Below are 4,383 nucleotides of genomic sequence, written 5' to 3'. Positions count from 1 at the left end.
AGGCACCGCGTCGACCAGGGCGCGGACCACCGGGGCGTCGCGCCACTGCTCCTGCTCGGCGAGCAGGCTCAGCGCGACCACCGACTCCTCCACCTCGCCGACGCACTCGAACGGCTTGTGCCCGTCAACCCCGAGCAGCTCCCGGTAGCCGGGGATCTGGGACTCGTCGGCCAGCAGGTCGCCGCCGAAGATGCCGGTGATCCGCTCCCGGGACATGAACGGGGCCATGGCCAGGAAGACGAACCGGCATTTCGGGCAGTCCCGGCACCAGCGCTCGCTCGCGTCGCGCAGCTTGAACGCGGCGTTGCAGCTGGTCACCACGGCGTCGTACCGGTCGGTCTCGGCGAAGAGCCGGGCGATGTGCAGCTCGGACAGCGACCGCAGCAGCGAGAAGTACGGCTCGGTGAGGCCGGCGTGCTCGGCCAGCGCGGCGCGCAGCAGGCCCTCCGCCTCGACGCCCTTGGACCACTGGTGGTTGATCTCGTGGCCGTGCCAGACCAGGTTCGGGTCGGACGCGGAGCGCTCGTTGGACATCACCACCGGCCCGAGCCCGTGCAGCACGGCGGTGGCGACCGCGATCAGCGAGTTGATCGCGGTGACGGGAATGTGCCCGTTCCGGGCGCCGGCCGCGTTGAGGTCGAACAGCACCGGGTCGATCCGCCGGCGGGCGGCCAGCGGCACCAGGTCGGACGCCTCGTTGACGGAGACGATGACGTGGTTCGGGTTGACCGAGAAGGGCACCGGGTCGAAGCCGGCCCGGCGCAGCGCCTCCAGCGTGACGATGGAGTCCTTGCCACCGCCGACGGCCGACAGCGGCCGGCGGTCCGAGTCGTCGTACACCCGGGGCGGGGCGATCTCGCCGGCCGGCACCTCCGGGCGCAGCTCCAGCACGTGGGGAAGCTGGTTGCGGTACGCGTACTCGGCGAGGCCCTTGGTGTAGACGGCGGTGACGAGGTCGGCGGCGGCCGTGCCCAGCGGGGCCGGCAGCACGAGCCGGGGCGGCGCGGCGGCCTTGTAGTAGCTGACCCCGGCGACCACGTGCAGCAGTTCGAGGACCCGGGCGAGGGTGGCCGCGGTCTCGTCGGACACCGGCTCCGCCGGCAGGGGAAGGGTGACCACCTCGGTGAACCGCTGCTCGCCGTCGGGGCCGGTCAGGGCGTAGTCGAACAACACCTCACCGGTGGCGAAGTCGATCGAGTAGGACGGGAAGGTGAAGGCGTCCATCCGCCGCAGCTGCTCGTTGGGCACACGCCATACTAGGCCCTGGTTCGTCCGGCCGTGTCCGGCTGTGCCGGACCGCACCCGCCGACCCGCCGACCCGACCCCCGAGGAGAGCCCGTGCGCCTGTCTGATCTGCGCGGACGACATGTCGCCGTCTGGGGCGCCGGCCGGGAGGGCCGGGCCGCGGTGACCGCGATCGCCGCGCACGGCCCGGCCGACCTGGTGGCCGTCGACGACAGCGCGAACTTCCTCACCCTGCCCTGGGAGGGCCCGCTCGCCGCGGCCGCGCCGCTGGTGACCGGCGAGGACGGCTTCGCCCGGCTGGCCGCCGCCGACGTGGTGGTCCGCTCGCCCGGGGTGCCGAACACCCACCCGTGGATGGTGGAGCTGCGCCGCCGCGCCGTCCCGGTCACCCAGGGCAGCGCGCTCTGGATGGCCGACCACGCGGACCGCACGGTCGGGGTGACCGGCAGCAAGGGCAAGAGCACCACGTCCAGCCTGATCAGCCACCTGCTCACCCCGATGGACCGGCCGAACGTCTTCGGCGGCAACATCGGCGTGCCGCTGCTCGACCTGCCCGAGGCGGGGCTGTACGTGCTGGAGCTGTCCAGCTACCAGTGCGCCGACCTGACCGACTCGCCCCGGGTGGCCGTGGTGACCGCCCTCTTCCCCGAGCACCTCGACGCGCACGGCGGCGAGCGGGAGTACTACCGGGACAAGCTCAACCTGCTGGCGCACGGCCCGCACACGGTGGTGGTCAACGGCGCCGACCCGCGGCTGGCGCTGGAGCTGGGGGACCGGGCGGCGGTCCGGGCCGGCTCGCCGGACACCACCCACGTGGCCACCGGGCCGGACGGCGCTCCCTGGTTCCACCTGCGGGACACCCCGCTCTTCCCGCGCGCGGTGCTGCCCCTGGTCGGCCGGCACAACGAGGGCAACCTCTGCGTCGCGCTTGCGGTGCTCGACGCGCTCGGCGTCGACGTGGTGGCGGGCAGGGACAGCCTGGCCATCGCGGTCGCCGGGTTCCAGGGCCTCGCCCACCGGCTCACCGAGATCCCCGACCCGTCCGGGCTCACCTTCGTCGACGACACCCTGGCCACCAGCCCGTACGCGGCCATGCACGCGATCGACGCGTACGAGGGGCGGCCGCTGACGGTGATCGTCGGCGGAACGGACCGGGGGCTGGACTACACGCCGCTCCGCGACCACCTGGCCGAGCGGGAGATCACCGTGATCGGCATCCCGGACAGCGGGCCCCGGATCGTCGAGGCCCTGGCGGGGCTGCCGGCGGTGCGGACCGAGAGCGCCGAGGACCTGGTGGCCGCCGTGGGCCTGGCCCGCAAGCTCACCCCGGCCGGCGGCGTGGTGCTGCTCTCCCCGGCCGCGCCGAGCTACGGCCAGTTCCGCAACTTCGAGCACCGCTCGGAGGTGTTCGCCCAGGCGGTGGCCGACACCGCCCGCTGAGTCGCCACGGTCGGCGCCGGGATCGCCGGGTCAGCCGGTCGACAGCGCGGTGTGCAGGGCACGCATCGACCGGACCGCCGAGCGGATCTCCTGGAGGTAGCGCCCCGCGGTGAGGGTGGGTTCCGGCACCGGGACCGGCGTGGCCAGCGCCGGGTCCACCCCGACGGTGTCGATCCCGCAGCCGAACGGCACGGCGAGGGTGCGGAGCGCGTCGCAGTGCTGGAACGGCACGTAGATCGGGGCGGTCACCACCAGCACCGGATCACCCTCGCGCAGCCGGACGTGCGCGGCCCAGAACCGCTGGGTGTCGGCGGTGTGCGCGCGGCGGTGGTCCGGCTCGCCGGACGGGGCGGCCAGCACCCGGACCGGGGGCAGCCCGGCCGGCCGGTAGGTGCGCGAGGACCAGGCCCGGTGCGGGTGACCGGCGGTCTCACCGATCTCCTCACTCGGCGCGTCCACCCCGAACGCCACGCGCACCCCGGCGTCCAGGGCGTCCACCTCGGTGGCGCAGCCGTGCACCCCGACCTCGGCGAGCAGCCGCGACTCGACCGGGGACAGGGGCCGGAAGCTGCCCAGCACCGCCACCTCCCCGGCGACCCCGCAGACCGCCCGGGCCAGGTGCGCGGCGTACGCGGTGCGCCGCAGGCAGGCGTGCGCCAGGCCGCCGAGGACCAGCAGGTGCGCGTAGCGGGGCAGGGTCGGCGGGACGGCCCGGACCAGCCCCAGCGCCGCCGCCGCGTCGAGCACCAGCCCGACCGTGGCCGGGTCGAACGCCGGTTCCCGGGCGTCGGGGCGCTCCCGCCCGCCCCGGAAGTCCCAGTGCCGGGCGGAGAAGTCGTCCAGCCCGGCCAGCACCGTGCCCAGGTCACCGGCCGGCCATTCGCCGCCGAAGTGCCCGACCAGGGCCCGCACCGGCGGCGAGGCCACCCAGGCCCGGATCCCCGCCGCGAGCTCCGCCCGGGTCGTCCCCGCCGCGCCGGCGGGCAGTGCCACCTCCGTCGTCCGCACCCGGCGGATGCTACCGGCGGCGGGCGGGGGACGACCGACCGTTGTGGATCGTGGCTACCCTGAGCGCACGAGTGATCGGGGGTGGCCGATGGCGGGTGAGGCGATGCGGCGACGGGCGCGGGGCCGGAGCGGCCCGGCGGAGAACCTGGTACGGCTCGTCGCGCACACCGACCCGGTGGCCCTGGTCGGCATCACGCTCTCCATCCTGCTGTCCGTGACGCTCGACCTGACCAACGCGGCGACCGGCGTCGAGTCGCTGCTGGCCGGGCTGATGGGCATCACCATCTCGCTGGTGCTCGACTCGCTGGCCCGGGCCGAGCGCCGGTTCCACCTGCGGACGTTGCTGGACGGGCCGCCCTGGCTGGTCCGCGCCACCCCGCAGCTCGCCGGCGCGCTGCGCGAGGCGGCCGAGCGGCACGCCGGGACCCGGGTGGCGGCCGAGGCGCAGCGCCGTTTCGAGGAGTTCCGCCGGGAGGCGGAGCAGCTCGCCGCGGGCCGGATCGTCCGGCCCGGCGACGACGACGAGGACCTGATCGGCGCCACCCGGGACTGCACGCGGGAGCTGGTCGGGCTGACCAACGTGATGCCCCGGGTCAGCGGCGAGCTGAGCTGGTGGCGCGGGGACGTCGGCCGGCGCTACTGGGAGGCGAACCTGGCCGCCCTGGCGCGGGGCGTACGGATCACCCGGAT

General features: G+C 75.2%; 4 protein-coding genes. 2 read left to right on the top strand and 2 right to left on the bottom strand.

The annotated features are described in order from the left end of the window. Window positions 1-1,248, bottom strand: a 1,248-nt coding sequence (locus ACW0Q9_RS29335; RefSeq protein ID WP_456186821.1) for a hypothetical protein, incomplete at its 3' end; no start/stop codon positions are given. 90 nt (window positions 1,249-1,338) lie between these two features. On the opposite strand from ACW0Q9_RS29335, the gene murD reads away from it, so the two are divergent. Further along, window positions 1,339-2,685, top strand: coding sequence for a UDP-N-acetylmuramoyl-L-alanine--D-glutamate ligase (gene murD / locus ACW0Q9_RS29330; protein ID WP_456186819.1), 1,347 nt, complete (start codon window positions 1,339-1,341; stop codon window positions 2,683-2,685). Between the two features lie 30 nt (window positions 2,686-2,715). On the opposite strand, the gene ACW0Q9_RS29325 is transcribed toward murD, so the two are convergent. After that, window positions 2,716-3,693 (bottom strand): hypothetical protein, encoded by a 978-nt coding sequence (locus tag ACW0Q9_RS29325; RefSeq protein ID WP_456186817.1) that lies wholly within the window; start codon window positions 3,691-3,693, stop codon window positions 2,716-2,718. 103 nt (window positions 3,694-3,796) lie between these two features. Here ACW0Q9_RS29325 and ACW0Q9_RS29320 point away from each other — a divergent pair. Further along, the coding region (locus ACW0Q9_RS29320) for a hypothetical protein (RefSeq protein WP_456186815.1) at window positions 3,797-4,383 on the top strand (587 nt) is incomplete at its 3' end.

The sequence above is a fragment of the Micromonospora sp. I033 genome (assembly GCF_053890995.1).
Note: the sequence above shows the minus strand (reverse complement) of the source record. Positions and strands in the feature narration are given on the sequence as shown.